Below are 5,353 nucleotides of genomic sequence, written 5' to 3'. Positions count from 1 at the left end.
GCCGACACCGTCACCTACAGCTGGACCTACAACGCCAACGGCACCTCCGTGGCCGTCCAGAACAAGACCGGCAAGACCATGCTGGAGGACAAGTTCAACGCCATCAAGGTCGAGGGCGTCGTCACCGCCAACGAGTTCGCCGATCTGAACTCTTCTTCCGAGAAGGGCTCTTCCAAGGACGAGGGCAAGACCGTCATCGACGTGACCAACTACGGCTCCGACGAGGACCAGAAGGTCTTCAACGACGGCACCTACTCCGTCTCCACCGGCAAGGACGAGCTGGGCAAGTCCATCACTCTGTATGTCAAGAACGACTCCGGCAACAGCTCCAAGGCCACCGTCCTGGGCTCCGCTGTCCTGTCTGAGGACAACAAGATCGTCACCTCCGCCGCCAACAAGAACGTCGACAAGCTGGCCGACGACAACGATCTGGACATCGTGTCCGGCACCAAGGTCGTCTACAACTACGGCGGCGCCAAGGCCTGGAGCGAGCTGAGCGCGGCTGAGAAGGCCGGCATCGGCGCTGTGAAGCCCAACCGCGGCACCACCAAGACCCTGATCGACAACGACGACGACGGCGATGTGGACTACATCCTGCTGGAGGACCAGTTCTTCGGCAAGGTGAGCAAGTACTCCACGAAGGACGACGGCTCCATCACCATCGACATCGGGTCTGCTTGGAACAACAAGAACCTGACTGCCGATGACAAGAAGGACGTCGTGGGCTTCGATGACGTGAAGAAGGACGACTATGTCCTGGCTGCCTGGATCGGCGGCGACCTGCACGTCGCTAAGGCCGAGTCCGTGACCGGCAAGCTGGAGTCCTACAAGAAGGGCGAGACCTTGACCGTGGCTGGCACCAAGTACGACGTGTCCCAGATCGCCGGCTACACCGGCGGCGATGACGACATCGAGGCGGCCGCCAACGTGGACAACGCCTATCTGGACACCGAGGCCACCTTCTATCTGGACCAGAACGGCATGATCGTGGCCGTGGGCGACGCCACCGAGAACGGCGGCAACTACGCCTATGTCTGGGCTGGCTCCAACAACAGCAACAACGGCATCGACAGCAACCGCGTGAAGGTCACCCTGCAGGATGGCACCACCAAGACCTACGATCTGGACGGCGACACCGCTCCCACCATCAAGTCTGCGGTCAAGAGCCTGTCTGTCGGCAACGCGGACTCCTCTCTGGCCCGCGTGTACGCTTACTCCATCGGCTCCGATGGCGAGATCAAGCTGAGCGACGCCAAGGGTCTCTATGCCCAGAACACCAGCACTTCCACCGACTTTACGAAGAACAAGACCTACATGAATGGCCTGTCCAAGGTCGGCGGCGGCACTCTCCAGAGCGCCTATGCCTCCTCCAGCACCGTCTTCTTCTACGTGTCCATCAAGGACGGCGAGATCGACGATGTGGACGTGTACACCGGCTACGCTTCCGCTCCCTCCGTTGACGACGTGAAGGCCTATGCCGCTTACAACAACGGCGGCAACATGGCCGCTGTGGCCTTCACCGGCGGCAGCATCACCGGCAAGGATGTGGCCGATCACCTGTTCGTGACCAAGATCGTGAACCACACCAAGGACACCACCACCGTCAAGGCCATCCTGCCCGGCACCGATGAGGTCACCGAGATCAAGGTGGACGAGAGCAACTTCCAAGTTGACGCCCACGAGACCGGCCTGTACCTGTACACCGTCAACACCGACGGCACCTACAAGCTGACCGCCGCCTCCAATGCCGGCGCCAGCAAGGACATCCTGACTCCCAACGGCGCGGCTAAGATCTCCAGCAAGACCATCGCGGTCAACAATGGCGGCACCGTTTCCGAGTACAAGCTGACCAGCAAGACCGTGGTAATCGAGATCGACGGCACCAACTTCGACGACTTCGACAACGCCTATGTGGGCTCCCTGCCCAGCAACGACGACCGCGCCCTGGTCCGTGAGATCCTGGTGAACGGCGACGACGAGGTGCTGATGATCGTCAAGGGTCTGGACAGCAGCTCCACCCCCGTGGCTCCCAGCGAGAGCGGCTATACCGCGAACGTGAAGGACATCAACGGCACTCTGACTCTGACCAAGTACAAGGGCGATAACTTCACTCAGTCCCAGATCATCTCCATGATCAAGTCTGGTCTGGATGATGTGAAGAGCGTCAAGGCGAACGGCGGCGCCTCCTATGACGTGACCTTCAACGATGGTTCTGTCATCACCTACACTCTGAGCACTGTGAATCTCTACAAGGTCTCCTACAACGGTTCTACCGTGTTCAAGGCTGTGAGCGAGACCATCGACGTGACCAAGGGCGCTAAGGTCCTGTCCGTTGCGACCGACGCTTCCACTGGCGCTGTCACCTACACCGATGTCACCACTACCGGCGACAAGTACACCGTGACTGCTGCTGATGTCGTGCTGGTGGACGGCTACAAGGTCGATGTGGGCACTGTCACCGGCACCACCTATGCGACCGCCGCTGGCAAGTCCGTCACCGCTTCTTCCGCTGGCTATATCACCGCTGGCGATGTGGTCACCGTGAAGGCCGCTGATGCTACCCACACCACCACCGTCTCTGTTGACGGTAAGGTCGTGTTCAGCACCACCAAGACCACCGGCGAGTGCTTCGAGATGCCCAAGGCCGATGTGACTTTGGCTTCCATCGAGACTCCTGTGGAAGTGTCTGTCACTCTGACTGGCACTGTTGCTGGCATCAAGGCTGAGCTGAGCCAGAACAAGGCGATGAGCGGCGATACCGTCACCGTCACCCTGACCACTACCTCCGTCATGGCTTCTGACACCACCGTGAAGCTGGAAGCCTCTAGCGGCTCTACCGTCACCCCCAATAGCACTACTGGCATTAAGTTCACTGCTGGTATGCCCGTTGGTACTGTCCGTGAGTTCAGCGTCGTGCTGGGCAACAGCGCTTCCGAGACTCTGACTCTGGGTACGATCTAAAGCTGCCTCCCTCTAAAACTGCCTAACAGTTTTCCACCCCCGGGCCGAAGCCCGGGGGTGGTTTTTTGTCCGGGCCATCCGGTCCGCTCCTTTGGCCTGTTAGAGGACGATCACGCCGTAGTCATAGACGGTCATGCCATCCTCGTCCTCGCCCAGCGCGCCGGTGAGCACCGCCTGCCAGTCTCCGGCGGCGAGGGGGCCGTCCAGCCGGAAGGTCTGCTCCGTGCAGGCGGTCTTGTTGCGGAGCTCCACCGAGGGCGCGGCCTCCCCGGCGGTCATGGGATGGTCCGCCCCGTTGGAGCGGAGGGCCAGTCCCACCGAGCCGCCGCTGTGCCGGACCCAGGCCATGGCGGAGCGCCCCGCCGGGAGGGCGGCCGGAGCGCTGATCAGAGTCCCGGCGGGCATGGCCTTGGGCGTGACCAGCACCGTGCCGCCCAGATGGGTGGAGGAGGCGGCGGAGCGGAACTTCACGTTGTCCACGGTGGCGTACACCCGGAAGAGGAAGGTGGAGCCCTTGGCCACCGGCGTCTCCGGGATGGGGAAGGTGTACTCCCTGAGCCCGCCGCCGGAGGGGGCCGCGAAGGCTTTCGTGGAGCTCCATGTGAAGCCGCCGGTGGTGAAGTAAAGGTTCACGTCCACATCGCCCTTGACGGCGGAGGTGGTCTGCATCTGGAACCTCAGCCCGGTGACCACGCCGCAGCCGGTGAAGGCTAGATTCAGGGAGAACAGGTCCTTGGCGTAGGCGGAGCCATAACCCAGCGGATAGTCGCTCTGGGTGGTCCGGCCCAGCGCCGCGCCGGTGGGCGTGAGGGGGAAGCCCTCCCGGCTCTGGATCAGGTCGGCATTGCGGAAGCCGTCGAAGAAGAGCGCCCGCTTGAAGCCGGTGTACTTGCCCTCATAGTCCCGCTGGAGCAGGAGCTCATAGAGCTGGTAAGCGGTGTCGATCCCCCGCTGATCCAGCCGCCCCAGCGCCCCGTCGATCTTGGCCAGGTCCTCGTTGAAGTCCGTCCGCAGGAACGGGTCCCCCGGCTCCCACTGGTGGAGCTGATAGTGTTCGGTATGATTCGGCATATCCATTCCTCCTTGTGTTGGATGTGACCGGGGAGGAGATGGCCCGAACGGGACGGGACCGTCGGACGAATGCGGGAGAAAGGAAAAATTTTTGCAAGCGGTCTTTACAAACCGGATAGAGGATGCTATAATATATCCTGTTCAATGTTCAAAAGTTCATATGCGTCCGTAGTTCAATGGATAGAGCGTCAGATTCCGGTTCTGAAAGTTGGGGGTTCGAGTCCCTTCGGGCGTACCAGACAAAGGCTTTCCGCGTCAGCGGAGGGCCTTTTCTGTTTTTATGTCTGATGCCGCAGTCGCCGATCAGGCTTCGCCTTCTCGGGAAGGGACTCCTCGGTCGGGGACGTGCCACAGGCACCTCCCCTCGGTCGGACTTCGGGCGTACCAGATAAAGGCTTTCCGCGTCAGCGGAGGGCCTTTTCTGTTTTTATGTCCGATGCCGCAGCCGCCGATCAGGCTTCGCCTTCTCGGGAAGGGACTCCTCGGTCGGGGACGTGCCACTGGCACCTCCCCTCGGTCGGACTTCGGGCGTACCAGACAAAGGCTTTCCGCGTCAGCGGAGGGCCTTTTCTGTTTTTCGGTCTGATGCCGCAGTCGCCGATCAGGCTTCGCCTTCTCGGGAAGGGACTCCTTGGTCGGGGACGTGCCACTGGCACCTCCCCTCGGTCGGACTTCGGGCGTACCAGACAAAGGCTTTCCGCGTCAGCGGAGGGCCTTTTCTGTTTTTATGTCTGATGCCGCAACCGCCGATCAGGCTTCGCCTTCTCGGTAAGGGACTCCTCGGTCGGGGACGTGCCACTGGCACCTCCCCTCGGTCGGACTTCGGGCGTACCAGACAAAGGCTTTCCGCGTCAGCGGAGGGCCTTTTCTGTTTTTAGGTCCGATGCCGCAGCCGCCGATCAGGCTTCGCCTTCTCGGGAAGGGACTCCTCGGTCGGACTTCGGGCGTACCAGATAAAGGCTTTCCGCGTCAGCGGAGGGCTTTTTCTGTTTTTCTCCCGCTTTCGTCCGACGCTCCCGTCCCGGTCTGCCCGTCTCTTCCTTGGCCATATCCAAACTAAGGAGGGATTGGAATGTCGAACTATACTCAACACTATCAGCTCCACCAGTGGGGACCGGGGGACCCGTTCCTGCGGACCGACTTCAACGAGGACTTCGCCCGCATCGACGGGGCGCTGGGCGGGCTGGCGCAGGCCCACGCGGATCTGAACTATCACCTCTACAACCTGCTCCTGCAAAACGACTACGAGGGCAAGTACACCGGCTTCAAACGGGCCATGCTCTTCGACGGCTTCCGGGATGGGAGCGGCATCCAGTCCAAG

General features: G+C 61.4%; 2 protein-coding genes, 1 tRNA gene and 1 pseudogene. 3 read left to right on the top strand and 1 reads right to left on the bottom strand.

Features of this window, described 5'->3' with window-relative positions:
* The coding region (locus tag KQI12_RS12315; RefSeq protein ID WP_216573758.1) for a hypothetical protein at window positions 1-2,961 on the top strand (2,961 nt) is incomplete at its 5' end.
* Window positions 2,962-3,060: 99 nt separating this feature from the next.
* Here KQI12_RS12315 and KQI12_RS12310 read toward each other — a convergent pair.
* On the bottom strand, window positions 3,061-4,032 hold the full coding sequence (locus KQI12_RS12310) for a hypothetical protein (RefSeq protein WP_216573760.1): 972 nt from the start codon (window positions 4,030-4,032) through the stop codon (window positions 3,061-3,063).
* A gap of 162 nt (window positions 4,033-4,194) precedes the next feature.
* On the opposite strand from KQI12_RS12310, the gene KQI12_RS12305 reads away from it, so the two are divergent.
* Window positions 4,195-4,270 (top strand) — tRNA-Arg (locus KQI12_RS12305).
* Window positions 4,271-5,104: 834 nt separating this feature from the next.
* A pseudogene (locus KQI12_RS12300) lies at window positions 5,105-5,353 on the top strand (hypothetical protein); the annotation flags it as partial.

It is taken from the genome of Pseudoflavonifractor sp. MSJ-37, assembly GCF_018917965.1.
Classification (GTDB): domain Bacteria; phylum Bacillota; class Clostridia; order Oscillospirales; family Oscillospiraceae; genus Pseudoflavonifractor_A.
The sequence above is the reverse complement of the archived record's forward strand: the minus strand, read 5'-3'. Positions and strand labels throughout refer to the sequence as shown.